24 protein-coding genes and 1 tRNA gene are annotated in these 25,159 nt (G+C 70.2%); 9 read left to right on the forward strand and 16 right to left on the reverse strand.

Annotated features, from left to right (window positions below):
* Window positions 1-41 precede the first annotated feature (41 nt).
* Window positions 42-335 (reverse strand): hypothetical protein, encoded by a 294-nt coding sequence (locus AB0I83_RS20475; protein WP_356536087.1) that lies wholly within the window; start codon window positions 333-335, stop codon window positions 42-44.
* A 15-nt stretch (window positions 336-350) separates the two neighbouring features.
* Entirely contained in the window at window positions 351-2,021 is a 1,671-nt protein-coding gene (locus AB0I83_RS20480; protein WP_363305615.1) for a sodium:solute symporter family protein, read from the reverse strand.
* Window positions 2,022-2,269: 248 nt separating this feature from the next.
* On the opposite strand from AB0I83_RS20480, the gene galT reads away from it, so the two are divergent.
* Genes galT through galK form a run of 3 tightly spaced genes read left to right on the forward strand, consistent with a single transcriptional unit; the run spans window position 2,270 to window position 5,468 of the window.
* On the forward strand, window positions 2,270-3,322 hold the full coding sequence (gene galT / locus AB0I83_RS20485) for a galactose-1-phosphate uridylyltransferase (protein WP_363305616.1): 1,053 nt from the start codon (window positions 2,270-2,272) through the stop codon (window positions 3,320-3,322).
* Window positions 3,319-4,299 carry a UDP-glucose 4-epimerase GalE gene (gene galE / locus AB0I83_RS20490; RefSeq protein ID WP_363305617.1) on the forward strand — a complete coding sequence of 327 codons (981 nt, stop codon included), beginning with the start codon at window positions 3,319-3,321 and terminating at the stop codon, window positions 4,297-4,299. The genes galT and galE overlap by 4 nt, the downstream gene beginning before the upstream one ends.
* Entirely contained in the window at window positions 4,296-5,468 is a 1,173-nt protein-coding gene (gene galK, locus AB0I83_RS20495) for a galactokinase (RefSeq protein WP_363305618.1), read from the forward strand. Before galE ends, galK begins: the two co-directional genes overlap by 4 nt.
* Here galK and AB0I83_RS20500 read toward each other — a convergent pair.
* Window positions 5,386-5,895 carry a GNAT family N-acetyltransferase gene (locus AB0I83_RS20500; RefSeq protein WP_363305619.1) on the reverse strand — a complete coding sequence of 170 codons (510 nt, stop codon included), beginning with the start codon at window positions 5,893-5,895 and terminating at the stop codon, window positions 5,386-5,388. The two genes, galK and AB0I83_RS20500, sit on opposite strands and share 83 nt — an antisense overlap.
* Window positions 5,896-6,164: 269 nt before the next feature.
* On the opposite strand from AB0I83_RS20500, the gene AB0I83_RS20505 reads away from it, so the two are divergent.
* Complete coding sequence (locus AB0I83_RS20505) at window positions 6,165-6,935, forward strand: response regulator transcription factor (protein ID WP_363305620.1); 771 nt, start codon at window positions 6,165-6,167, stop codon at window positions 6,933-6,935.
* A 144-nt stretch (window positions 6,936-7,079) separates the two neighbouring features.
* On the opposite strand, the gene AB0I83_RS20510 is transcribed toward AB0I83_RS20505, so the two are convergent.
* Window positions 7,080-7,577: a MarR family transcriptional regulator gene (locus tag AB0I83_RS20510; protein WP_356536093.1), complete on the reverse strand. Its 498-nt coding sequence runs from the start codon at window positions 7,575-7,577 to the stop codon at window positions 7,080-7,082.
* Window positions 7,578-7,665: 88 nt separating this feature from the next.
* Here AB0I83_RS20510 and AB0I83_RS20515 point away from each other — a divergent pair, with 88 nt between their 5' ends.
* Both AB0I83_RS20515 and AB0I83_RS20520 read left to right on the forward strand, forming a co-directional pair.
* Window positions 7,666-8,472 (forward strand): trans-aconitate 2-methyltransferase, encoded by an 807-nt coding sequence (locus AB0I83_RS20515; protein WP_363305621.1) that lies wholly within the window; start codon window positions 7,666-7,668, stop codon window positions 8,470-8,472.
* Window positions 8,469-8,834 carry a VOC family protein gene (locus AB0I83_RS20520; RefSeq protein ID WP_363305622.1) on the forward strand — a complete coding sequence of 122 codons (366 nt, stop codon included), beginning with the start codon at window positions 8,469-8,471 and terminating at the stop codon, window positions 8,832-8,834. Before AB0I83_RS20515 ends, AB0I83_RS20520 begins: the two co-directional genes overlap by 4 nt.
* A 3-nt stretch (window positions 8,835-8,837) precedes the next feature.
* Here AB0I83_RS20520 and AB0I83_RS20525 read toward each other — a convergent pair whose 3' ends face one another.
* From AB0I83_RS20525 to AB0I83_RS20535, 3 genes are all read right to left on the reverse strand, one after another.
* Window positions 8,838-9,440, reverse strand: a complete 603-nt coding sequence (locus AB0I83_RS20525; protein ID WP_363305682.1) for a Uma2 family endonuclease — start codon at window positions 9,438-9,440, stop codon at window positions 8,838-8,840.
* A gap of 101 nt (window positions 9,441-9,541) precedes the next feature.
* A complete protein-coding gene (locus AB0I83_RS20530) occupies window positions 9,542-10,228 on the reverse strand; it encodes a TetR/AcrR family transcriptional regulator (RefSeq protein WP_356536096.1) in 687 nt (228 codons plus the stop codon).
* Window positions 10,225-11,211: a fatty acid desaturase gene (locus AB0I83_RS20535; RefSeq protein WP_356536097.1), complete on the reverse strand. Its 987-nt coding sequence runs from the start codon at window positions 11,209-11,211 to the stop codon at window positions 10,225-10,227. Before AB0I83_RS20535 ends, AB0I83_RS20530 begins: the two co-directional genes overlap by 4 nt.
* A 327-nt stretch (window positions 11,212-11,538) precedes the next feature.
* Here AB0I83_RS20535 and ppc point away from each other — a divergent pair, with 327 nt between their 5' ends.
* Window positions 11,539-14,268, forward strand: coding sequence for a phosphoenolpyruvate carboxylase (gene ppc / locus AB0I83_RS20540; protein WP_356841656.1), 2,730 nt, complete (start codon window positions 11,539-11,541; stop codon window positions 14,266-14,268).
* A 35-nt stretch (window positions 14,269-14,303) separates the two neighbouring features.
* Here the strand turns inward: ppc and AB0I83_RS20545 are convergent, their stop codons facing one another.
* The 7 genes from AB0I83_RS20545 to AB0I83_RS20575 all read right to left on the reverse strand — a co-directional run bounded on the left by AB0I83_RS20545 (window position 14,304) and on the right by AB0I83_RS20575 (window position 19,980).
* Window positions 14,304-14,783 (reverse strand): hypothetical protein, encoded by a 480-nt coding sequence (locus AB0I83_RS20545; protein WP_363305623.1) that lies wholly within the window; start codon window positions 14,781-14,783, stop codon window positions 14,304-14,306.
* Between the two features lie 75 nt (window positions 14,784-14,858).
* Window positions 14,859-15,452: an aminoacyl-tRNA hydrolase gene (gene pth / locus AB0I83_RS20550; protein WP_356536100.1), complete on the reverse strand. Its 594-nt coding sequence runs from the start codon at window positions 15,450-15,452 to the stop codon at window positions 14,859-14,861.
* A 127-nt stretch (window positions 15,453-15,579) separates the two neighbouring features.
* Complete coding sequence (locus AB0I83_RS20555; RefSeq protein ID WP_356536101.1) at window positions 15,580-16,167, reverse strand: 50S ribosomal protein L25/general stress protein Ctc; 588 nt, start codon at window positions 16,165-16,167, stop codon at window positions 15,580-15,582.
* 207 nt (window positions 16,168-16,374) lie between these two features.
* Window positions 16,375-17,352 carry a ribose-phosphate diphosphokinase gene (locus tag AB0I83_RS20560; RefSeq protein WP_356536102.1) on the reverse strand — a complete coding sequence of 326 codons (978 nt, stop codon included), beginning with the start codon at window positions 17,350-17,352 and terminating at the stop codon, window positions 16,375-16,377.
* Window positions 17,353-17,471: 119 nt separating this feature from the next.
* A complete protein-coding gene (glmU, locus tag AB0I83_RS20565; protein WP_363305624.1) occupies window positions 17,472-18,920 on the reverse strand; it encodes a bifunctional UDP-N-acetylglucosamine diphosphorylase/glucosamine-1-phosphate N-acetyltransferase GlmU in 1,449 nt (482 codons plus the stop codon).
* Window positions 18,921-19,029: 109 nt separating this feature from the next.
* Window positions 19,030-19,100: transfer RNA gene (locus AB0I83_RS20570), tRNA-Gln, on the reverse strand.
* Between the two features lie 22 nt (window positions 19,101-19,122).
* Window positions 19,123-19,980 carry a hypothetical protein gene (locus AB0I83_RS20575; RefSeq protein ID WP_363305625.1) on the reverse strand — a complete coding sequence of 286 codons (858 nt, stop codon included), beginning with the start codon at window positions 19,978-19,980 and terminating at the stop codon, window positions 19,123-19,125.
* A 155-nt stretch (window positions 19,981-20,135) separates the two neighbouring features.
* Between AB0I83_RS20575 and AB0I83_RS20580 the strand changes: the two genes are divergently transcribed.
* Window positions 20,136-21,452 carry a histidine kinase gene (locus AB0I83_RS20580; protein WP_363305626.1) on the forward strand — a complete coding sequence of 439 codons (1,317 nt, stop codon included), beginning with the start codon at window positions 20,136-20,138 and terminating at the stop codon, window positions 21,450-21,452.
* A gap of 107 nt (window positions 21,453-21,559) precedes the next feature.
* On the opposite strand, the gene AB0I83_RS20585 is transcribed toward AB0I83_RS20580, so the two are convergent.
* A complete protein-coding gene (locus tag AB0I83_RS20585; protein ID WP_363305627.1) occupies window positions 21,560-22,078 on the reverse strand; it encodes an SUKH-3 domain-containing protein in 519 nt (172 codons plus the stop codon).
* 10 nt (window positions 22,079-22,088) lie between these two features.
* Window positions 22,089-22,613 carry a YwqJ-related putative deaminase gene (locus AB0I83_RS20590; RefSeq protein ID WP_363305628.1) on the reverse strand — a complete coding sequence of 175 codons (525 nt, stop codon included), beginning with the start codon at window positions 22,611-22,613 and terminating at the stop codon, window positions 22,089-22,091.
* 238 nt (window positions 22,614-22,851) lie between these two features.
* On the opposite strand from AB0I83_RS20590, the gene AB0I83_RS20595 reads away from it, so the two are divergent.
* Window positions 22,852-23,829, forward strand: coding sequence for an SMI1/KNR4 family protein (locus AB0I83_RS20595; RefSeq protein WP_356536108.1), 978 nt, complete (start codon window positions 22,852-22,854; stop codon window positions 23,827-23,829).
* The last annotated feature ends 1,330 nt before the right edge of the window (window positions 23,830-25,159 follow it).

Consider the following 25,159-nt stretch of genomic DNA (forward strand, 5'->3'; position numbering starts at 1 on the left):
TGGTGGTCCGGCCCCTGCGGACATGCCTGCCGGGGCGCTGGTCAGCTCTCCGGCGTACCGGGTGTCTCGTCCGGCACCGGCACCTGGGCCGGGCGCAGCTTCATCCAGATCAGGAAGAACAGGCCGAGCGCCAGCATGGCCAGTCCGGTCCACAGGTTTATGTGGACGCCCTCGGCCTTCTCGAGGTCGGCGTCGGACGGGCTGATGCCGGCGATGGTGACGATCACTCCGTAGACCACGAAGAGACCGCCGATGATCCGCCGGATGTCGAAGAGCCGGGCCGCGGTCGCGGACGTGCGCTCCAGTTCGGAGACTTCCTTGTGCAGGTCGGACATGGTGAGTGCCTCCGATCAGAGCGAGTAGGGCAGGTAGCAGAGGGCGGCGAGGACGATGGCGCCCCAGCCGAGCAGCACGGGCTTGCGGTACCAGGCGTCGTCGCCCTCCTCCGGCGCCTCGTCGGCGTCCGGGGACTCCGTCCCGTAGACCAGGCCCGCCAGTTCGGCCTCGGGCTTGGGGGCGGTGAACAGGGTGACGGCGACCATGACGACCGCGCCGGCGACGAATCCGACGATGGCGGAGACGAAGTTGGCGCCCTGGTCGGACGGGATGTCGATGACGCCCTGCTTGTAGATGACGAAGTAGTTCACCATCGCGGCGGTGGTGCCCGCGACGAGGCCCCAGACACCGGACTTCATCGAGGCCCGCTTCCAGAACATGCCGATGATGAACACGACGAACATCGGGACGTTGAAGAACGAGAACAGCGTCTGCAGGTACGTCATGATGTTGGAGAAGCTGGCGGCGATGAACGCCGTGCCGATCGAGGCCAGCACACCGACCGCGGTGATCAGCCGGCCGAAGCGCAGGTAGTACGCGTCCGGCTGGTCCTTCCTCACGTACCGCTGCCAGATGTCCGTGGTGAACACCGTGTTGAAGGAGGACACGTTGGCGGCCATGCCGGCCATGAACGCGGCCAGCAGACCGGTCACCGCTATGCCGAGCACACCGTTGGGCAGGAGCTCCTGCATCAGCAGCGGGATGGCGTCGTTGTAGGTCAGGTCCGAGCCGGGGGTACCTATCCTGGGCACGATCACGGCGGCGACCAGGCCCGGGATCATCACCGCGAAGACGATGAAGATCTTCGGGAAGGCGGCGATCAGCGGGGTGCGCTGGGCGGCCGAGAGGTTCTTCGCGGACAGGGCGCGCTGCACCTCGGCGAAGTTGGTGGTCCAGTAGCCGAAGGACAGCACGAAGCCGAGGCCGAGGATGATCGTCAGCCAGTTGGCGCCGAGCGGGTTGGCGTCACCGATGCCGGTACCGCCCCACGCGGTCATGAAGTCGGCGCCGTGCTGCTTCTCCAGCGAGCCGCTCAGCCCGTCCCAGCCGCCGACGCGCTTGAGGCCCAGCAGGGTGAGCGGGATCAGCGCGGCGAGGATGACGAAGAACTGCAGCACCTCGTTGTAGATCGCCGAGGAGAGGCCGCCGATGGTGATGTAGACGAGGACGAAGAGACCCGCGACGACGATCGCGACCCACTGCGGCCAGCCGAGGAGCGCCTCCACGACGATCGACAGGGCGTAGAGGTTCACGCCCGCGATCAGGATCGCCGCGAAGGCGAAGAGCACGGAGCTCAGCAGGTGTGCCGACCTGTCGAACCGCTGGAGCAGGAACTCGGGTACGGAGCGGACCTTCGACCGGTAGTAGAAGGGCATCATCACCAGGCCGAGGAAGACCATGGCGGGGATGGCACCGATCCAGTACCAGTGGACGACCGCGACGCCGTACTGCGCGCCGGTCGCCGCCATGCCGAGGATCTCGGTGGCACCGAGATTCGCCGCCACGAAGGCCAGGCCGGTCACCCAGGCGGGCAGCGAACGGCCGGACAGGAAGAAGTCGAGGCTGGTCTTCACGCTGGCCCGGGCGGCGAAGCCGATGCCGAGCACCACGACGAAGTAGATCGCCAGGATTGTGTAGTCGAGCCCGTTCGTGGGGAGTCGGAGCCCTTCGGCCAGATATTGCATGGGGGGTACTCGCTTCGTTGCGCGAACTGAACCCGACGGAACCTACGCCTTTGTGTTCAGAAAATGAACAGTTTGATTGGCGTTCTTTGTTTGATCGTGATCGGAAGGGAGAGAATGTCCCGTTCTGTTCCCACGTGGGCACAGTCCATTCGCAGGCTTGTGACGTCGGTCGCGCCATTGACGCATAGTGTTTACTTGTGATTTGTTATGTGCGATTATGTTTAGAGGGCGTTACATGGAGGAGCCTGGTGAAGAAGACGGTTACGACCCTCGCCGACGGCCGTGAGCTGATCTACTACGACTCCGCGGACGACGTCGTCCGCGACGCGGTCGACCCGCGGCCGCTCGACGCCGTCCCCCCGTCCGGGGAGGACTCGGAGATCCGCCACGACCCGCTGCTCGGCGACTCGGTGGCCATCGCCTCGCACCGGCAGGGGCGCACCTACCACCCGCCGGCCGACGAGTGCCCGCTCTGCCCCTCGCGCGACGGACGGCACAGCGAGATCCCGGACACCGGATACGACGTGGCCGTCTTCGAGAACCGCTTCCCCTCGCTCGCCGGGGACTCCGGCCGCTGCGAGGTCGTCTGCTTCACGTCCGACCACGACGTGTCCTTCGCCGGTCTCACCGACGACCAGGCCGCCCTGGTCCTGGAGGCATGGACCGACCGCACCGCCGACCTCGCCGAGCTCCCCCAGGTCGCCCAGGTGTTCGCCTTCGAGAACCGCGGCGCCGAGATCGGCGTCACCCTCGGCCACCCGCACGGACAGATCTACGGCTATCCCTTCGTCACCCCGCGCACCGAGCAGATGCTGCGCTCGATGGAGGCGCACCGCGCCGGGACCGGCCGCAACCTCTTCGACGACGTCGTCGCCCGGGAGCTGGCCGACGGCTCGCGCGTCGTACTCGAGGGTGAGCACTGGGTCGCCTTCGTGCCGTACGCGGCGCACTGGCCCTACGAGGTCCATCTCCACCCGCGCCGGCGCGTTCCGGACCTCAGGGAACTCGACGGCGCGGCGCGCACAGAGTTCCCACAGATCTATCTGGAACTCTTGAGGCGATTCGACCGGATCTTCGGCCCGGGGGAGCCGCCCACCCCGTACATCTCGGCCTGGCACCAGGCTCCCTTCAGGATCCCCGGCCGTGAGGAGTTCGCGCTGCACCTCGAGCTCTTCACCATCCGGCGGACCCCCGACAAGCTGAAGTTCCTCGCGGGCTCCGAGTCCGGCATGGGCGTGTTCATCAACGACGTGCCGCCGGAGGCCGCGGCCCAGCGACTGCGAGAGGTAGCGAGCGAGTGAGCAACACCGGCAAGAAGTACCTGGTGACGGGCGGCGCGGGATACGTCGGCAGCGTCGTCGCCGCCCATCTGCTGGAGGCGGGGCACACCGTCACCGTCCTCGACGACCTGTCGACCGGCTTCCGTGAGGGCGTCCCCGCGGGAGCGGAGTTCATCGAGGGCCGCATCCAGGACGCGGCCGAGTGGCTCGACGCCTCCTACGACGGCGTGCTGCACTTCGCCGCCTACTCCCAGGTCGGCGAATCCGTCGTCGACCCGGAGAAGTACTGGGTCAACAACGTCGGCGGGACCACCGCCCTGCTCGCCGCCATGCGTGACGCGGGCGTGCGCACCCTCGTCTTCTCCTCCACCGCGGCGACCTACGGCGAACCGGTCTCCAGCCCCATCACCGAGGCAGACCCGACCGCACCCACGAGCCCCTACGGCGCCTCCAAACTCGCCGTCGACCACATGATCACCGGCGAGGCGACCGCCCACGGACTGGCCGCCGTCTCCCTGCGGTACTTCAACGTCGCGGGCGCCTACGGCAGCTGCGGCGAACGCCACAGCCCCGAGTCGCACCTCATCCCGCTGGTCCTCCAGGTCGCGCTCGGACAGCGCGAGTCGATCTCCGTGTACGGCGACGACTACCCCACCCCGGACGGCACCTGCGTACGCGACTACATCCACGTCGCCGACCTCGCCGAGGCCCACCTGCTGGCCCTCGAAGCGGCCACCGCCGGCGACCACCTCATCTGCAACCTCGGCAACGGCAACGGCTTCTCCGTCCGCGAGGTCATCCAGACCGTCCGCACGGTCACCGGCCACCCGGTCCCCGAGACCGCCGCCGCCCGGCGCGGCGGCGACCCGGCCGTCCTCGTCGCCTCCGCCGCCACCGCCAGGGAGCGGCTCGGCTGGCAGCCGTCGCGCGCCGACCTCACAGCCATCGTCGCCGACGCATGGACGTTCGCCCGCCGAGAGGAGCCCACCGCACCATGACCGACGACGCCGAGCTGACCGCCTCCTTCACCGAGCTCTACGGGACCGGCCCCGAAGGCATCTGGGCAGCGCCCGGACGCGTGAACCTCATCGGTGAGTACACCGACTTCAACGGCGGCTTCGTCATGCCGCTCGCCCTCCCGCACACCGCCCGCGCCGCCGTCGCCCGCCGCACCGACGGGCGGCTGCGCCTGCACTCCACCGACGTGCCGGGCGGGGTCGTCTCGCTGCGCGTCGACGAACTCGCCCCGCACTCGGGCCACGGCTGGGCCGCCTACCCCGCGGGTGTCGTCTGGGCGCTGCGCGAGGCCGGGCATTCCGTCACCGGCGCGGACATACAGCTCACCTCCACGGTCCCCGTCGGTGCCGGGCTGTCCTCCTCCGCCGCCCTGGAGGTCGTCACCGCACTCGCCCTCAACGACCTGTTCGAGCTGGGCCTGAGCACCCAGGAGGTGGCGCTGCTCGGCCAGCGCGCCGAGAACGCGTTCGTCGGCGTGCCCTGCGGCGTCATGGACCAGATGGCCTCCGCCTGCTGCACCGAGGGGCACGCGCTCCACCTGGACACCCGCGACCTCACCCTGCGCCAGGTCCCCTTCGACCTGGCCGCGCACGGGCTGCGGCTGCTGGTCGTCGACACCCGGGTCAAGCACGCCCTGGGCGACGGGGCGTACGCGGAACGCCGGGCCGGATGCGAGGCGGGCGCTCGGGCACTCGGTATCGACACCCTGCGCGACCTGCCCTTCGAGGGGCTGGACACCGCCCTCGCCACCCTGGCGGCGAGCGAGGGCGAGTCGGTCGTGCGCTACGTGCGGCACGTGGTGAGCGACAACCACCGTGTGGAGCGGATCATCGCGCTGCTCGACGCGGGCGACGTACGCGCGGCGGGCCCGGTCCTCAACGAGGGGCACGTCTCCCTCCGCGACGACCTGCGGGTCTCCTGCCCGGAGCTGGACCTCGTCTTCTCGGCTGCGAGCGAGGCCGGGGCGCTCGGCGCCAGGATGACCGGCGGCGGCTTCGGCGGCTCGGCGATCGTGCTGGTGGAGGAGGCGATGGCGGACACCGTCGCCAAGGCGGTCTCGGAGGCCTTCACCGCCGCCGGCCACGCCACCCCGGGAATCTTCCCCGCCGTCGCCTCCGCGGGGGGCCGTCGGATCGCTCCAGCTGCTTGACGAGGATGAACTCCGCGACGCCGGGCGGGTAGTCGGGGACCTCCCCGACCACCTCGTACCCCTGCTTCCGGTAGAAGGCGGGGGCCTGGAAGTCCCAGGTCTCCAGCCGGGAGCGGGTACAGGCCCGTTCGTCGCGGGCGAGCCGCTCCGCCTCGGCCAGCAGCCGCGAGCCGAGGCCGAGGCCCCGGTGGCGGGCGTCCACCCAGAGCAGGTCCACATGGAGCCAGTGGGCCCAGGTCCGTCCGCTCAGCCCGCCGGCCAGGGCCCCCTGTTCGTCCAGGAGCCAGACGTCCAGCGGGACTTCGTGTTCGGCGGAGGTGGAGTGCAGCGCGCGCAGCTCCGGCGAACCGGCCCAGTTGTCGTCGTGCAGCCGATGGCCCAGCAGAATACGACGTTCCTTGTCTACTTCTGTCTCAAGACGGAACATGAATCACACCCTAAACACCTTGCTCGATCAGTTCCGCGAATCGCCTTCCGGTACCCGAGGCCCCCCGTACGCTGGTGCACAGCACCGGTGGGGGCCGGTGTCGTTTCAGGGGACGAGACGGTCGGATACGACGCCCGGGCCGGGTGGCGGTCGGTACACGGCGGCGGCCGTGCGCCGGAGGTCACCGGAGTGCTCCGGGCGTCGTGTCCGAAGTGGTCCGTCCTCGTCGGGGCCGGCCGGGTACGGGGCGCCCCAGGAGTTCACACAGCATGGGGGTGTCTGTGGTGCGTATCCGGGTTCTGGTGGTCGACGACCACCGCATCTTTGCCGAGTCCCTCGCCGCGGCACTCGCGGCCGAGCCCGACGTCGACGTGTCGGCGGCGGGCAGCGCTCCCGCCGCGCTGCGCTGTCTGGAGCGCGCGGCAGCGGAGGGCCGTCGCTACGACGTGATGCTGGTCGACGCCGAGCTGGGCGTCCTCGCCGCGGACGGCGCCCGCACCGTGCCCGCGCCGCGCACGGACCCGGACACCGGGTCCGGCAGCGGTCCGGCGGACGGCATCTCGCTGGCGGCCGGGGTGCGTTCGAGCCATCCGCACATCCGCACCGTGGTGCTCGCCGAGAAGGACGACCCGCGCCGCGCCGCGACGGCACTGCAGGCCGGGGCCTCGGGCTGGGTCGCCAAGGACTGCTCGCTGCAACGCCTGCTGGCGGTCATACGCGGTGTGCTGCGCGACGAGACGCACCTGCCCGCCGCGCTGCTGACGGGGGTTCTGAGGGAGCTGACCGCGGCACGCAAGCACCGCACCGAGTCCGAGCAGCTCGTGGAGTCGCTGACACCGCGCGAGCGCGAGGTGTTGCGCTGCATGGTGGCGGGCCTGGGCCGCAAGGCCGTGGCGGAGCGGCTCTTCCTGTCCCCGCACACGGTGCGCACCCACATGCAGAACGTGCTGGGGAAGCTGGGCGTGCACTCGACCCTCGCCGCCGTGGCGCTGGCGAGAAGGGCCGGGGTCGGCCCGGTCGCCCTCAGGGCCGTCCCGTAGTCCCTGGTGGATCAGCGCGCGGGGGCGGACGAGGAGCGTCGCCAGGCGGAGGGGCGCTCGCACCGGACGCGTCCGGGTGTTCCGGCAGCGCGGCGAGCGGCCGTGGCTCTCGCCGTGCGCCCGCCCGGGGTCACGGCACGGCCCTCAACCGGGGATGTTGTCGAACGGGGCGGTCAACCGGCGTAGCAGTCCGGCCAGTTCGGAACGCTGCTGGCGGGAGAGCTCGCCCAGGATGGCCCGCTCCTGGGCGAGCAGCCCGGCAAGCGACTGGTCGGCCTTGTCGCGGCCGAGGTCGGTCAGCCGCACGAGCACACCGCGCCGGTCGCTGGGGTCCGGCAGCCGCTCCACGAGGTTCTTCTTGGTCAGACGGTCGATGCGGTTGGTCATCGTGCCCGAGGTGACCAGGGTCTGGGTGAGGAGCTGTCCGGGGGAGAGCTGGTACGGGGCGCCCGCGCGGCGCAGCGACGTCAGCACGTCGAACTCCCACGGCTCCAGCTGGTGCTCCGCGAACGCGATCCTGCGGGCCCGGTCCAGGTGCCGTGCCAGGCGTGAGACGCGGCTCAGCACCTCGAGCGGTTCCACGTCGAGGTCCGGGCGCTCGCGACGCCATGCAGCGACCAGCCGGTCGACCTCGTCCTCCATGTCGATCAGTGTAGAGGGTCCCTCGACATGAAGTCTCTTGAATTCAAGTGTCTTGACATCAAGATATCTGTCCGGTGATCCTGACCCCATGACATCGCCCACCTGGGACCCAGGGCAGTACCTCCGGTACGCCGACCACCGCACCCGGCCCTTCCACGACCTCCTGGCCCGGATCGGCCCCCTGCCGCACGAACCCGCACCCAGGATCGCCGACCTCGGATGCGGCGCGGGCAACGTCACCGCACTCCTCGCCCGGCGCTGGCCGGACGCCCACGTCACGGGCTACGACAGCTCACCCCGGATGCTCGAACGCGCCCGCACCCACACCGGGCCCCTCCTCGACTTCGCCGAGGCCGACGCCGGCACCTGGACACCCACCGAGACGTACGACCTCATCGTCTCCAACGCCCTGCTCCAGTGGGTACCCGGCCACACCGCCCGCCTCCCGCACTGGATCGGCGCACTCGCCCCCGGCGGCACCCTCGCCTTCCAGGTCCCCGGCAACTTCGACGCCCCCAGCCACACCGTCATGCGCGAACTCGCCGAATCCCCCCGCCGGCGCGACCGCCTCGGCGGCCTCCTGCGCCACGGCGACGCCGTACACACCCCCGCCCACTACCTGGAGCACCTCACCGCGCCCGGCCGCACCGTCGACGTCTGGGAGACCACCTACCTGCACCTTCTCCAGGGTGAGGACCCCGTCCTCGACTGGGTCAAGGGCACCGGCCTGCGCCCCCTCCTCGACGCACTCGCCGACGACCCCGTGGCCCGGGACGAATTCGTCACCGAGTACCGCGACCGGCTGCGCGCCGCCTACCCGGCCGGCCCGCACGGCACGGTCTTCCCGTTCCGCCGGATCTTCGCGGTGGTCCGCACTCCCGGGGAGCAGCCTTGATCACCGCCGTCGACCATGTCCAACTAGCCGCCCCGCCCGGATCGGAGGACGCCCTGCGGGCCTTCTACGTACACGTCCTCGGCCTCACGGAGCTCCCCAAGCCCCCGGTCCTGGCCGCCCGCGGCGGCTGCTGGTTCGGGGCCGGTCCGGTCCAGCTGCACCTCGGAATCGAAGAGGACTTCCGCCCGGCCAGGAAGGCCCACCCGGGCCTGCGCGTCACGGACATCGACGTATTCGCGGCCCGGCTTACCGGACACGGCGCCCCCGTCGAGTGGGACGACGATCTTCCCGGCCATCGCCGCTTCCACTCCCAGGACCCCGTGGGCAACCGACTGGAATTTCTGGAGCCGGTCACCGGGTGAGCGTCACAGCGCGTCCAGGGCCTCCGCCGAGATGTCGAGGTCGACGTGGAACGGCACCCCGGTCTTGAGCCGGTCGTGGTGGATGCCCGTCAGCGCGTACGCCTTGTTCACGGGGTCCAGCTCGTAGACCCGCACGACCGGGTGCCGGTCGCTCCCCGCCATCTCGACCAGCCAGAAGTTGGGGATGCCGGCCGCCGCGTACTTCCCGGGCTTGGTGTCACGGTCGCGGGCCTCGGAGTCCGGTGAGACCACCTCGACGGCCAGGAGTACGTCCGCCGCGTCGAAGCGAGTCAGCTCCCGCCCGGTGACGGCCGCAGCGCGGACGACGGACACGTCCGGCTCCGGAGCGTTGCGCCGGTCCAGAGCCACGGTCATCTCCCGCACGACCTTCAGTTCACGCGGGGCACCGCTGCGCAACCCCCAGGTCAGCAGGTCGATCATCCGGCTGTGAAAAATGCGCTGCGGACTCACAAAAACCAGGCTCCCGTCGAGCAATTCCGTGTGCGGCGGGAGATCGGGCAAGGTGAACAGATCGTCCACCGTGTATCCGTCCTGGGGCGGCACCGGCCAGCGGCTGCTGCGCCCGGCGATCGGCTCGGCGGTCATGATTCCTCCCATGGGCGGGATTCTGGTCCTGCACCACCACAGTAGGGTCGGCTTCCCGACTTCGTCATCACAACGGGTGATCACGTGCACACCGGCGCGGCTCAGTTCTTCCGGTGCCCTATCAGCCGCGGCTTCGACTCCAGGTTCTCCAGCCCGTGCCACGCCAGATTCACCAGGTGGGCCGCGACCTCGGCCTTCTTCGGCTTCCGCACGTCAAGCCACCACTGGCCGGTCAGCGCCACCATCCCGACCAGGGCCTGCGCGTACAGCGGGGCGAGCTTCGCGTCGAAGCCGCGGGCCTTGAACTCCAGGCCCAGGATGTCCTCGACCTGCGTCGCGATGTCACTGATCAGCGACGCGAACGTGCCCGTGGACTGCGCGACCGGGGAGTCCCGGACCAGGATCCGGAAACCGTCCGTGTACGTCTCGATGTAGTCGAGCAGCGCGAACGCCGCCTGCTCCAGCAGCTCACGCGGATGCCCCGCCGTGAGCGCACCCGTCACCAGGTCCAGCAACTGGCGCATCTCACGGTCCACCACGACGGCGTACAGACCCTCCTTGCCGCCGAAGTGCTCGTACACCACCGGCTTGGAGACCCCGGCGCGCGCCGCGATCTCCTCCACCGAGGTGCCCTCGAACCCCTTGTCGGCGAACAGGGTGCGGCCGATGTCCAGGAGCTGCTCGCGACGCTCCTTGCCCGTCATCCGGACCCTGCGGGTCCGCCGGGTAGGGGTGGGCATGCTCTTCTCGCCGCTGGTGCTTGAGTCGGTCGCCACGTCGTCAATCATGCCGGGTCGGCGGCTGCGGCCTTGCGCCGGGAGGCGATACGCGAGGCATCCGGCCAGCGGACATCGTGCGCCCAGCCCAACTGCTCGAACCAGCGGATCAGCCGGGCACTGGAGTCGATCTGGCCGCGCAGCACGCCGTGACGCGCGCTCGTGGGCTCCGCGTGGTGCAGGTTGTGCCAGGACTCACCGCACGAGAGCACCGCCAGCCACCACACGTTCCCCGACCTGTCGCGCGACTTGAACGGACGCCTGCCGACCGCGTGACAGATCGAGTTGATCGACCACGTCACGTGGTGCAGCAGCGCGACACGGACCAGCGAACCCCAGAAGAAAGCGGTGAACGCACCCCACCACGACATCGTGACCAGGCCGCCGACCAGCGGCGGGATCGCCAGCGAGAGGATCGTGAAGCTCAGGAAGTGGCGCGAGATCCCACGCAGCGCCGGATCCCGCACCAGGTCGGGGGCGTACTTCTGCTGCGGCGTCTGCTCCTCGTTGAACATCCAGCCGATGTGGGCCCACCACAGCCCCTTCATCAGCGCCGGGAGGCTCTCGCCGAACCTCCACGGCGAATGCGGGTCGCCCTCGGCGTCGGAGAACCGGTGGTGCTTGCGGTGGTCGGCCACCCAGCGCACCAGCGGACCCTCCACCGCCATCGAACCCGCGACGGCCAGCGCGATACGGAGCGGACGCTTCGCCTTGAACGACCCGTGCGTGAAGTAGCGGTGGAAACCGATCGTCACACCGTGGCAGCCCCAGTAGTACATGGCGACCAGCAGGCCCAGGTCGAGCCAGCTGACGCCACGCCCCCAGGCCAGCGGCACCGCCGCCACCAGGGCGGCGAACGGCACCACGATGAACAGGAGCAGCGCGATCTGCTCGACCGAACGCTTCTTGTCGCCGCCGAGCGTGGCGGAGGGAGCTGCGGTGTCGCCTGCCGCTGTCGGCAGGCCGTCGTCGATCACATCGGGGCTGGTGGGCATTGGGGAGTCCCCCGTGAGGTGAGGAAATATGACGGAATGAGCGGGCTACGCCTCCGTAACCTACGGCAACGTAAGTATGGCAGTGAGGAGGCCCGCGACACGAGAGCGCCGCAGAGGCAACCCCTGTGCGGCCGGGCTCCCACCCCTCGTGTACCCCCAATCGGGACCACCCCGCAGGGCAGCGAGCACGCCGGACGCCCGGACACCTATCCTGGGTGGGCCGGACAGCGCGGTCCGCACTCTGCATACCCGGGGCGAGCCGTCAGCACCGCGAGCGCCCCGGCCCCCCTGACAGACGTGCTCAACCACTGCAAGGAGCCGCACACTGTGAGCAGTGCCGACCAGACCCCTGCCGCCAACACCGAGCTGCGCGCGGACATCCGCCGCCTCGGAGACCTGCTGGGCGAGACCCTCGTACGCCAGGAAGGCCAGGAGCTCCTCGACCTCGTCGAGCGCGTCCGCGCCCTGACCCGCACCGACGGCGAGGCCGCCGCCGAGCTTCTCGGCGACACGGACCTGGAGACCGCCGCACAGCTCGTGCGCGCCTTCTCCACCTACTTCCACCTCGCCAACGTCACCGAGCAGGTCCACCGCGCCCACGAGATGCGCGACCGCCGGGCAGCCGAGGGCGGGCTCCTCGCCCGCACCGCCGACCGCCTCAAGGACGCCGACCCCGAGCACCTGCGGGCCACCGTCAAGAACCTGAACGTACGGCCCGTCTTCACCGCGCACCCCACCGAGGCCGCGCGGCGCTCCGTACTGAACAAGCTCCGGCGCATCGCCGAGCTCCTCGAAACACCCGTCATCGAGGCCGACCGCCGGCGCCACGACCTGCGGCTCGCCGAGAACATCGACCTCATCTGGCAGACCGACGAACTCCGCGTCGTCCGCCCGGAGCCCGCCGACGAGGCCCGCAACGCCATCTACTACCTCGACGAACTGCACGCCAGCGCGGTGGGCGACGTCCTGGAGGACCTGGCCGCCGAACTCGAGCGCGTCGGCGTCGAGCTGCCCGCCGGCACCCGCCCCCTCACCTTCGGCACCTGGATCGGCGGCGACCGCGACGGCAACCCCAACGTGACGCCCGCCGTCACCTGGGACGTGCTGATCCTCCAGCACGAGCACGGCATCACCGACGCCCTCGAACTCGTCGACTACCTGCGCGGACTCCTCTCCAACTCCATCCGCTACACCGGAGCCACCGACGAGCTCCTCACCTCCCTCCAGACCGACCTGGAGCGGCTCCCCGAGATCAGCCCCCGCTACAAGCGGCTGAACGCCGAGGAGCCCTACCGCCTCAAGGCCACCTGCATCCGCCAGAAGCTCGTCAACACCCGCGAGCGCCTGGCCTCCGGCACCCCGCACCGCCCCGGCTGCGACTACCTCGGCACCTCCGAGCTCCTCGCCGACCTCGCACTCATCCAGACCTCCCTGCGCGAGCACCGCGGCGGACTCTTCGCCGACGGCCGCATGGACCGCACCATCCGCACGCTCTCCGCCTTCGGACTCCAGCTCGCCACCATGGACGTACGCGAACACGCCGACGCCCACCACCACGCCCTGGGCCAGCTCTTCGACCGGCTCGGCGAGGAATCCTGGCGCTACGCCGACATGCCCCGCGACTACCGGCAGAAGCTCCTCGCCAAGGAACTCCGCTCCCGCCGCCCCCTCGCCCCCACCCCGGCCCCGCTCGACGCGGCCGGCGAGAAGACCCTCGGCGTCTTCCACACCATCAAGCACGCCTTCGAGCGCTTCGGCCCCGAGGTCATCGAGTCCTACATCATCTCGATGTGCCAGGGCGCCGACGACGTCTTCGCCGCCGCCGTCCTCGCCCGCGAAGCCGGACTCCTCGACCTGCACGGCGGCTGGGCCAAGATCGGCATCGTGCCGCTCCTGGAGACCACCGACGAGCTCAAGGCCGCCGACGTCATCCTCGACGAGATGCTCGCCGACCCCTCCTACCGCCGCCTCGTATCACTCCGCGGCGACGTCCAGGAGGTCATGCTCGGCTACTCCGACTCCTCCAAGTTCGGCGGCATCACCACCTCCCAGTGGGAGATCCACCGCGCCCAGCGCCGACTCCGCGACGTCGCCCACCGCTACGGCGTACGCCTGCGCCTCTTCCACGGCCGCGGCGGCACCGTCGGCCGCGGCGGCGGCCCCTCCCACGACGCGATCCTCGCCCAGCCCTGGGGCACCCTCGAAGGCGAGATCAAGGTCACCGAGCAGGGCGAGGTCATCTCCGACAAGTACCTCATCCCCGCACTCGCCCGCGAGAACCTCGAACTGACCGTCGCGGCAACCCTCCAGGCCTCCGCACTCCACACCGCGCCCCGCCAGTCCGACGAGGCACTCGCCCGCTGGGACGCGGCCATGGACACCGTCTCCGACGCGGCGCACGACGCCTACCGCAAGCTCGTCGAAGACCCCGACCTGCCCGCGTACTTCCTCGCCTCCACCCCGGTGGACCAGCTCGCCGACCTGCACCTGGGCTCGCGGCCCTCCCGCCGCCCCGGCTCCGGCGTCTCGCTCGACGGCCTGCGCGCCATCCCGTGGGTCTTCGGCTGGACCCAGTCCCGCCAGATCGTCCCCGGCTGGTTCGGCGTCGGCTCCGGCCTCAAGGCACTGCGCGAAGCCGGCCTCGACGGCGTCCTCGAAGAAATGCACGAACAGTGGCACTTCTTCAGGAACTTCCTCTCCAACGTCGAGATGACCCTCGCCAAGACCGACCTGCGCATCGCCCGGCACTACGTCGACACCCTCGTCCCCGACGAGCTCAAGCACGTCTTCGACGTCATCGAGGCCGAACACGCGCTCACCGTCAGCGAAGTCCTCAAGGTCACCGGCGGCAAGGAACTCCTCGGCACCAGCCCGGTGCTCCAGCAGACCTTCGCCATCCGCGACGCCTACCTGGACCCGATCTCCTACCTCCAGGTGTCCCTGCTCGCCCGCCAGCGCCAGGCCGCCGAACGCGGCGAAGAGGCCGACCCGCTGCTCGCCCGCGCCCTGCTGCTCACCGTCAACGGTGTCGCCGCGGGCCTGCGCAACACCGGCTGACCCGCACACCGGAAGCGTGACCGGGTGCGGTCCCGTCAGAGGGCGACGAACGTCGCCGTCAACAGGGCCGCACCCGCGATCCCCACGGCCCATGCCGTCCGCGTCAGCCGCAGACCCCCGCCGATCAGCAGGGCGGACAGCAGCAAGGCGCCCCCGAACGGCAGCCAGGCATGCAGAAGGCCTGGCACCCCCGTACGCACGACGTCGTCCGAACCCGGCTTCACCACCACCGGGAAGCGGTCGCCCTTGCGCACCGCGACGGACCGCTCGATCGTCACCCCGTCCCGCTTCCGCGACTCCGCATCCGGAGCGAACGACCCGGTGCACGCGTCCTCACCGCACGCGGCCACCGCCATCGTCCCGTGCTCACGGCCCTTGGCCAGAACTATGTGGTGCGCACTGGTCCACGACGACCACACACCCGCGACCAGCAGCAACAGGACGACACAGCCCGCGGCGAACGAACGGCCACGGGCGAGCAGTCGGGGGCGTCGGGGGGAGGAACTCCGCTTCATGGACGCCGATCCTTGGGCAGAGCCCTGCCCTCGGTCAACCTGTGGCCGAAAAAGGCCCAGAAAGCACCACGAATGTCAGGAGTTGTACGCGGACTGAGCCCGCTCCAGCCCCTCCGCCAACAACGACTCCACCGCATCCGCCGACCGGTCCACCAGGTACGCCAACTCCTTGCGCTCCGCGGACGAGAAGTCCTTCAGCACGAAATCCGCGACCTGCATCCGCCCCGGCGGACGGCCGATCCCGAACCGCACCCGGTGATAGTCCGGCCCCATCGCCTTCGTCATCGACTTCAGCCCGTTGTGCCCGTTGTCGCCACCGCCCGACTTCAGCCGCAGCACACCGAAATCGACGTCCAGCTCGTCATGAACCGCCACCACGTGATCCAGCGGCACCTTGTAGAAGTCCCGCAACGCGTTCACCGGCCCGCCCGACAGGTTCATGTACGACATCGGCTTCGCCAGCACCACCCGCCGGCTCCCCGGCCCGGGCGGCCCGATCCGCCCCTCCAGCACCTGCGCCTGCGCCTTCTGCGCCCGCTTGAACTTCCCGCCGATCCGCTCGGCCAGCAGATCGGCCACCATGAAACCGACGTTGTGCCGATTCGCCGCGTACTCAGGGCCGGGATTACCGAGGCCCACGATCAGCCAGGGGTCGGTGGGATCGGACATCACAGCTCGCTCTCCTCGCGATGCGCACGCACCCGGCCGATACGCCGACACGTCTGTACAGGGAAACGGGGTGGCGGTACCCCGGAAGGGAACCGCCACCCCGTCAGTCAAGCAGGTGGAGCGAGGCTCAGGCCTCGGCAGCCTCGGTCTCGGTGCCCTCTTCGGCCGGCTCCTCGATCTGCGCCGCGACGATCTGCAGCACGATCGCGTCCTCGTCGCCCGCGAGCACGGAACCCTTGGGCAGCTCGATGTCCTTGGCCAGGATCGAGTCACCGGCGTCCAGGCCCGCCACGGAGACCGTGACCGACTCGGGGATGTGGGTGGCCTCGGCCTCGACGAGCAGCGTGTTCTGCACGTACTCGAGCAGGTTGGCACCCGGGGCCAGGTCGCCCTCGGCGTGCACCGCGATCTCGACGTTGACCTTCTCGCCGCGCTTCACGGTCAGCAGGTCGACGTGCTCGATGTTGCCCTTGATGGCGTTGCGCTGCACGGCCTTCGGGATCACCAGGGCGTCCTTGCCGTCGATCTCGAGACCGATCAGGACGTTGGCGGTACGCAGCGCGAGAAGCAGCTCGTGGCCCGGCAGGTTGATGTGAACCGGCTCAGCACCGTGGCCGTAGACGACCGCGGGAACCAGGTTGGCGCGACGGGTGCGACGGGCAGCGCCCTTGCCGAACTCCGTACGGACCGATGCGTCGAGCTTGATCTCAGCCATGGTGCACTCCTCGTAGGTGACGAAAAAACCGATGGTCACCCGGCCCACGACAGGCCTGCTACGAAGAGCGCGTCGATAACGGACCACCGACCCCATGTCCGTGACATGAGAACGGCCTCCCTCGCCGAGCAACTCGGTGAGTCTACCCGGCGGGGAGGCCGTACCCAAAGTCGATCAAGTCGAAGCGGTCGGATCACCCGGAGGCGATCACTCCTTCTCCTCGAACAGGCTCGTCACCGAACCGTCCTCGAACACCTCACGGACCGCACGCGCGATCGTCGGCGCGATCGACAGCACCGTGATCTTGTCGATCTCCAGCTCGCCCGGGGTCGGCAGCGTGTCCGTGAAGACGAACTCGCTCACCTTCGAGTTCTTCAGACGGTCCGCGGCGGGGCCCGACAGCACCCCGTGCGTCGCCGTCACTATGACGTCCTCGGCACCGTGCGCGAACAGGGCGTCCGCGGCGGCACAGATCGTGCCACCCGTGTCGATCATGTCGTCGACCAGGACACACACCCGGCCCTCGACGTTGCCCACGACCTCATGGACGCTGACCTGGTTCGGCACGTCCTTGTCACGGCGCTTGTGGACGATCGCCAACGGCGCGTCCAGACGGTCGCACCAGCGGTCGGCGACACGCACGCGGCCGGCGTCCGGCGACACGATCGTCAGCTTCGACCGGTCCACCTTCGCGCCCACGTAGTCGGCCAGGATCGGCAGCGCGAACAGGTGGTCGACCGGGCCGTCGAAGAAGCCCTGGATCTGGTCCGTGTGCAGATCGACCGTGAGGATGCGGTCCGCACCGGCCGTCTGCATCAGGTCCGCGACCATGCGAGCCGAGATCGGCTCGCGACCGCGGTGCTTCTTGTCCTGACGCGCGTACCCGTAGAACGGCACGATCACGGTCACCGACCGGGCCGACGCGCGCTTCAGCGCGTCCAGCATGATCAGCTGCTCCATGATCCACTTGTTGATCGGAGCCGTGTGGCTCTGGATCAGGAAGCAGTCGGCACCGCGCGCCGACTCCTGGAAACGCACGTAGATCTCACCGTTGGCGAAATCGAAGGCCTTCGTCGGCACGAGACCGACACCCAGTTGATGTGCGACCTCCTCGGCCAGCTCGGGGTGGGCGCGGCCGGAGAAGAGCATCAGCTTCTTCTCGCCGGTCGTCTTGATCCCGGTCACAGCACAGTCTCCTCAGACGTGTATCTGGCACCGCGCGCACGGGTCCCGATGAGCGACGAGCCAGCCGAAATGGGTGAGCATCTATCACGGTACGCCGCCTTTGGCGCACCTGTTTCCGGTCAGCTTTCGCCGTTGGACTCCGACGCGGCCGCCTGAGCGGCCTGGGCCGCCGCGCTCCCGGGGCGCTTCCGGGCGACCCAGCCCTCGATATTCCGCTGCTGGCCCCGGGCGACGGCCAGTGAACCGGACGGTACGTCCTTGGTGATGACCGAACCGGCCGCGGTGTAAACGCCGTCCCCGACCGTGACGGGCGCCACAAACATATTGTCCGACCCGGTCCGGCAGTGGGACCCGATCGTGGTGTGGTGCTTGGCCACCCCGTCGTAGTTCACGAACACGCTGGCCGCACCGATGTTGGTGTGGTCGCCGATCGTCGCGTCACCGACGTAACTCAGGTGCGGCACCTTCGTGCCCTCGCCGATCGTCGAGTTCTTGATCTCGACGTACGTACCCGCCTTGGAACCGGACCCGAGCCGCGTACCGGGTCGCAGGTAGGCGAACGGGCCGACGCTCGCCCCCGGGCCCACCTCGGCCCCGTCCGAGACCGTGTTGTCCACCCGCGCGCCCGCGTGCACGACCGTGTCCTTCAGACGCGAGTTCGGGCCCACCTCGGCGTCCTCCGCCAGGTGCGTCGCACCCAGCAGCTGGGTGCCCGGGTGCACGATCGCGTCGCGCTCGTACGTCACCGTCGAGTCGATCAGGGTGGACGCCGGGTCCATGACCGTCACGCCCGCCAGCATCGCGCGCTCCAGGAGGCGTTCGTTGAGCAGCCGCCTGGCCTCGGCCAGCTGGAGCCGGTTGTTGATGCCGAGGATCTCGCGGTGGTCGCCGGTCACGGAGGCGCCGACGCGGTGTCCGGCCTCACGCAGGATCGACAGCACGTCGGTGAGGTACTCCTCGCCCTGGCTGTTGTCCGTGCGCACCTTGCCCAGCGCGTCACTCAACAGACGGCCGTCGAACGCGAACACCCCGGAGTTGATCTCCCGGATCGCACGCTGGGCCTCGGTCGCGTCCTTGTGCTCGACGATCTCGGTGACCGCGCCGGTGGCCGCGTCGCGGACGATCCTGCCGTAGCCGGTCGAGTCCGGGACCTCGGCGGTGAGCACGGTGACGGCGTTGGCGTCGGCGCCGTGCGTGGCGGCCAGTGCGGCGAGGGTCTCGGCTGAGAGCAGCGGGGTGTCCCCACAGACGACGATGACGGTGCCGTCGACGGTGCCGCCGAGCTCCTCGAGTGCCATCCGGACCGCGTGGCCGGTGCCGTTCTGCTCGGCCTGGTGGGCGGTGCGGACGGGCGTCTCCCCGGCGGAGAGGTGCGCGGTGACCTGCTCGCGGGCGTGGCCGACGACCACGACGAGGTGCTGGGGGTCGAGCTCACGTGCGGCGGCGACGACATGTCCGACGAGCGAGCGCCCGGAGATCTCGTGCAGGACCTTGGGGGTCTTCGACTTCATGCGGGTGCCCTCACCCGCTGCGAGGACGACGACGGCGGCCGGGTTGGCGACGCTCACGGAATTGCCCTTCGGCTTCGGGTGGTGGACACCCGCAGGATACCGGGGGCGTATATGCCCGAAACGAGCGCGGGCCCCGACCGGTGAGGTCGGGGCCCGCGCTTCGGGGCTCCCGGGGAAGGAATCGAACCCTCATTCAATGGACCAAAACCATTTGTCCTGCCATTAGACGACCCGGGATAATATGCGCCTTATGTCCGAATTAACTCTCGGGTGAAAGCACAGCGCCTACTATGCCGTACCACCAGCCCTCGATGCGACGGTACAGCTCCGCGCTCTGCAGTACATGGATGACGAGGCAGCCCCGGTACTCCGCGCCGGTGTTCTTCCGGTTCGTCTTCGGCTGATGCCTTTTCAGGCTGGTCTTGCCGAACCGGGACGCGTGGGCGCCGGTGTGATCCGCCCAGAACCGTTCCGCTTCCGCGACGTCGGCTGACTCGTGGACATGGACGTGGAACCTGAGCCGCTCCGCGGTGACACCGACCAGGCGGAGCCAGGCCAGGAAGACGCTGATCACGTTCGGATCGCTGTTGACGAAGGACACGCGCTCCTGGCGCCGGTAGGGCTTGGACTTGGTGCCTTCGGCCCAGTAGAGCGCGACTCCTGCGACGAACAACTCGCGTTCGCCGAGCCGGGCCGTCTCCCGGCGGGCCGCTTCCCGCGTCTGCCGCCGTTCCACCTCGCGTTGCCGCAGAGTGGCCTCCCAGCCCCGCCGGGCGATGGCCGAGGCGTCCTCGCGGGTGCGCCTCGGCGGCTTCGGCAGGTCCCGTACCCACAGCGAGATCGAACTCTTGGAGCACCCCAGCTCCACCTGGATCCGGTCGTAGGTCATCCCCTGGAGCCGCAGCTCCCGGGCTCTGTCCCGCAGGTCGTCCTTCGCGCGCGGGCGCTTCGTCCATTCCGGCGCCGGCTCACCCTCCAGGAGGCGGTTGAGGATGTCGTTGTTGTGCACCTTCAGCCGGTCCCGGATCTGGCGGCGGCTGAGCCCCTCCCGCCGCAGTGCGACGGCTTGCTTCCGCAGCCCCTCGAAATCCGCGTACTTGCCACTGGCATGTGTCATACGAACAGCTTTGTTCGGAATGCGGACGTCCGGATCGAAAGGGTGCTCGGTTCACCGGATCGTGCGATCTAACCGCCTTTGCGGTACGACCGGTTACTTTCCGTGCTGACGGAGTCTCCGGAAAATGAGATGCGGCCGCCCGTAGGCTGGATGCCATGACCGCAACGGGGGCAGACCTGGAAGCGGCGGGTCCGACCACCCGCGGCTACTGGTGGTGGGGGCGGCGGCGGAGTGTCGCCCTGGACGTGGGACTCGCGCTGGTCTCGGCGCTGGAGTGTGCGCTGGAGGGGGTCTCGTTCGCCGGGGGCACCGGCCTGCCGGTGCCCCTCGGGGTGGTGTTCGGCCTGCTGGCCGGCTCGGTGCTGGTGCTGCGCAGACGGTGGCCGATCGCGGTGGTGCTGGTGTCGATAGCGACGACGCCCGCCGAGATGGGCTTCCTGATGGCGATCGTCGGCCTGTACACCCTGGCCGCGTCCGACGTGCCGCGCAGGATCACGGTGGTGCTGACGGGGATGACGCTGGTCGGCACGTTCATCGTGTCGTACGTGCGGCTGCGCCAGACCGTGGACGCCGACGCCGACTTCGGGCCGGGTGTCTGGTACGTCCCGGTGGTGTCCCTCTTCATGTCGCTGGGGCTGACGGCGCCCTCGGTGCTCTTCGGGCTCTACATCGGGGCGAGGCGCAGACTGATGGAGAGCCTGCGGGAGCGCGCGGATTCGCTGGAGCGGGAGTTGTCGCTGCTCGCGGACCGGGCGGAGGAGCGGGCCGAGTGGGCGCGTACGGAGGAGCGGACGCGGATCGCCCGGGAGATGCATGACGTGGTGGCGCACCGGGTGAGTCTGATGGTGGTGCACGCGGCGGCTCTGCAGGCGGTGGCGCCGAAGGATCCGGCGAAGGCGGTGCGCAACGCGGCGTTGGTGGGGGACATGGGCCGGCAGGCGTTGACGGAGCTGCGGGAGATGCTCGGTGTGCTGCGGAGCGGTGATGCCCTGGTGGCTCCGTCGGCGGGGTCGGTGCCGCTCGCCTCGGTGGGGCGGGCAGCGGCTGCCGCCGCTGCCGTGGTGGTGGAGGACGGGCCCCGGCTGTGCGAGGTGGAGGGGCTGGTGGCGCAGTCCCGTGAGGCGGGGATGACGGTGGAGCTTTCGGTGCAGGGGGAGTCGCGTCCGTATGCGCCGGAGGTGGAGCAGACGGCGTACCGGGTGGTGCAGGAGGCGTTGACGAACGTGCACAAGCATGCGGCGGGTGCGAGGGCGTGGGTGCGGCTCGCGCATCGGGGTTCGGAGGTGGCGATGCAGGTGGAGAACGGCCCGTCGGACGGTGCGGCTGCCGATGCGGGGCTGCCGAGCGGGGGCAACGGTCTGGTGGGGATGCGGGAGCGGGTGCTGGGGCTCGGGGGTGTGTTCGTGTCGGGGCCGACGGATGCGGGGGGTTTCCGGGTGTCGGCGGTGCTGCCGGACGCGGGGGCGGCGTAGGCGTTTTCGGCCGGGAGGTCGAGGTGGCGCCGGGGGGCTCCGGAGGGCGTCCGGGGCGGGGGCTGCGGAGGGGCGGCGGGTCCTGCGGGGCGTGGGGGCTCGGTGTCTCAGCCTGAGGTGAGGCGGGCCGGTTGTGCGCCCGTCATGAGGGTTTCGAGGGCGCGGTCGATGTCGGAGCCGAGGTACCAGTCCCCGGTGTGGTCGATGGAGTAGACGCGGCCTTCGTGGTCGATGGCCAGGACGGCTTCTCCGTCGCCTTCTTCTCCGAGGGGTGCGACTTCGGTTTCCAGCGCGCGGCCGAGGTCCCGGAGGGTGCGTGCCAGGTGGAGTCCGCTGAGCGGGTCGATGAGCACGGTGCTGGTGGCGATCTGCCGGCCGGGGGCGTGTGCGCTGATGCGAAGTCCGCCGAATTCGGCCCAGGCTTCGACTGCTGCGGGGAAGACGGCGTGCTGGTGTCCTGCGGGGGAGGCGTGGGAGCGGAGGGCGTCGGCCCATTCCTCGGCCTGCCGGATGTCCCAGCGTCCGGGTTTCCATCCGGCGTCGCGGAGCGCCGCGTCGACGGCGACGGGGAAGCGGGTGGTGGAGGTGCGTTGCTGCTGGGCGGGTACCTCGGTGCGGTCGTGCATGGTGGTGTGCTCAGCCCTTCTCGGCCGTGGTCGCCGTGCCTGTGCCGGCGAGGTCGACGGGGCGTACGCCGAAGTGGGAGAGCATCGCGGTGCAGGAGCGGCAGGGGGGTGCGTAGCTGCCGTGGAGGGGGTCGCCGTCCTCGCGGATGCGGCGGGCGGTGAGTCGGGCGTGTTTGAGTGCGCGGCGGGCTTCGCCGTTGGTGAGCGGTTTGCGCTGGGCGCGTCTGGAGCGGCTGTCGTCGGCCGCCGTGAGTTGTCGTGACAGGAGTATGGCTTCGGGGCAGCGGCCGGTGAAGCGTTCGCGCTGGCTGCTGGCGAGGGCGTCGAGGAAGTCCTGGACGAGCGGGTGGAGGACCGGTGGCTGGTCGCCCTTGCCTGCGGTGCAGGTGAGGGTGTCTCCGCGTACGGACAGGGCTGCGGCCACCGCGGGCAGGATGCCGTCGCGGCGGTGCCTGAGGCGGGGTGCGCGGCTGGGTTCGGTGGTGCTCCAGCTGAGTCGTGGATCTCCGGATGTGACTGCTTGTGTTGTGTGCATGGCGTTCGTGTCCCTCCCGTGCAATCCCCCGAGTTGCGGGGACAGCCTGCCAAATGTGCAGGGTGGTGGGGAAGCTGGGGCGGTGAATCGTGTCTGCGTGTCGCGGTTCGGTGGCGTGGTCGTCGCGTGTCCGTCACGTGCCGGTGACGTTCGGTGAGTGGGGGTGCGGGGGCTGGGGGCCTTGTTGCGTCACCGCATAGGCTGTGCGGAACACCGGACGCAGCAGGGGGCAACCGCCATGACTACAGGTCGGCTCGGGCAGCAAGCCGCGCCACCGAACGCGGCCTATGCCGGGCAGGTCGTGCATTTCCCGGACCCTGTCCGGGCGTCCCGTCACCCGAGGGGTGTCCGTGTGGACGAGGACGGCTATCCGGTGCTTTCGCCGTACGCGCGTGCGGCGGCGGAGATCGCGGATCCGCCTCCGGGTTTCGGTGTCGACGAGTTGCGGCTGACGGACTACGTGTCGGCGAACGCGGCGTCGGCGGCGAGTGGGCACGAGCTGTGGGACACGATTCCCGCGGTGGCGACTCCCCACGGCTGGACGTGGCATCACGTGGCGGGTGGCCGGCGGATGGAGCTGGTGCCGATCGAGGTGAAGGCGTTGCTGCGTCATCACGGTGGGCTGGCGACGACTGCGGTGGACCAGGACCGTCGGGGCACGCGGCCGTTGCAGGAGACGCGGCCCGCTCATTTCCGGCTGCCGAAGGGGTCGGTCGCGGTGGGTGAGCAGCAGGTCCTGGGCGTGGAGGAGGATCTGGGCTACCGGCTTCCGGGTGCGTACCGCTCCTTCCTGAAGGCGGCCGGTGGTTCGGCCCCGGTGGGTGCGGCGTTGGACGCCGAGTTGGGTCTGCTCGTGGACCAGCCGTTCTTCACGGTGCGCGAGGAGGCCGCCGTGAACGACCTGGTGTACATGAACAAGTGTCTGCGTGATCACTTCACGAAGGATTTCCTGGGTGTGGGGTTCGTCCAGGGCGGCATCCTGGCGGTGAAGGTGCGCGGTGACCGCGTGGGGTCCGTGTGGTTCTGCCCGTACGACGACGCGCGGGATGAGGACGGTCTGGGTGTGCAGGAGCGGGTGGACCGTCTTCTGCTGCCGTGCGGTGAGGACTTCGATGCTTTCCTCCAGCGTCTCGCGGGTAATCCGCCGGAGTTGGAGACGGTGGCGAACCTGATGGTGGACGGTGGCTTCGCGCGTGCCGTCCCGGTGGAGGGGTGAGCGCGGTGGTGACGTTCGCGCAGGCGCAGGAGCGTGCGGATGAGTGGGTCAACGGTGACGTGCCCGCGTATCAGCACCGTGAGGTCCGGGTTCGTGAGTTCGAGCTGGGTTTCGTGGTGTGGTCGGAGGACCGTGCCGAGGGGCCCGTGTCGGACGGTGGGCGCCAGCGGTTGGTGATCGCCCGGGACAGCGGTGAGGCGACGTTGTGGCCGGGGCTGCCGGTGGGTGAGGTGATACGGCGGTACGAGGAGGAGTACGGGGTGTCGGCGTCGGTGCAGGATGCTCCGGAGCCGCCGCGGCGTATCGATCTGAATCAGACGTCGTTCCTGCTGAGTCCGCCGGAGTGGTTGCAGGAGGCGGCGGACAAGCTGGGGATCCCGGATCGCCGGGCGGGGGCGGACGGTTCGTCGTCCGCCGCTGCTCCTTCCGCTCCTTCCGCCTCGGGTGAGTCGGACGCTGCTTCCTCGTCTTCCGGGCAGGTACCGGCGCGTGCCGGTGGTGGTTCCGGCGAGTGGCCGGCTGCCGGTGGCGAGGAGGACCACGAGCCGACGGCGTCGGACGGGGTGCCGGCCGGGGGTACTCCGTGGGCGGGTACGGACACGAACGCGGGTGCCGGTGAGGGCGAGGTGCCGCTGCCGGCGACGGTGTTCGCGCCGCCGCTGTCGGGTTCGGACGACGACGGGGTTCCGCCTCCGGTCGTTTCCGCGGAGGCTCCGACGGCGTTGATGTCCGGTGGCAGCGGGCTGCCGCGTACTGCGGTGGTTCCCGGGCTGGACCCGTCGGCGCCGCCGCCTGGTTCCGCGGCGCCCGCCCCTCCTGCCGGGCCTGCGGGTCCGGGTCCCGGGGCCGGGGACATAGCGGACGCTGCGACGAGCAAGGCGGTGGTGCCGCCGAGGGGTGCGCGGGGGGCGGGGCCGACGACGCCGCCGCCGCCCGGGGCGCCCGGTACGCCGGGGGTGCGGCCGGGGGCGACTCCGCCGCCGCCGTCGGGGCCGGGTGTTCCCGGTGTGCCCGCGGGTGGTTACGTGCCGACGCAGCTGGTCTCGCAGCTCGGCCCGCCCGGGCCGCCGGGTGCTCCGGGTGTGCCGCAGCCGCCTGCTCCGCCCGGTCCTCCTGGGCCGCCGCCCGGTTCCACGCCGCCTCCGGGCGGTGGGGTGCATCACGCCGCGACGATGTTCGCGGACGCGAGTATCGGTGGTCCGAACACGCCGCGCCCGCCCGGCCCGCCTGCTCCGCCGGGTGTGCCGCAGCCGCCTGCTCCGCCCGGTCCTCCTGGGCCGCCGCCCGGTTCCACGCCGCCTCCGGGCGGTGGGGTGCATCACGCCGCGAC

This window comes from Streptomyces sp. NPDC049970 (assembly GCF_040660235.1).
Taxonomy (GTDB): Bacteria; Actinomycetota; Actinomycetes; order Streptomycetales; family Streptomycetaceae; genus Streptomyces.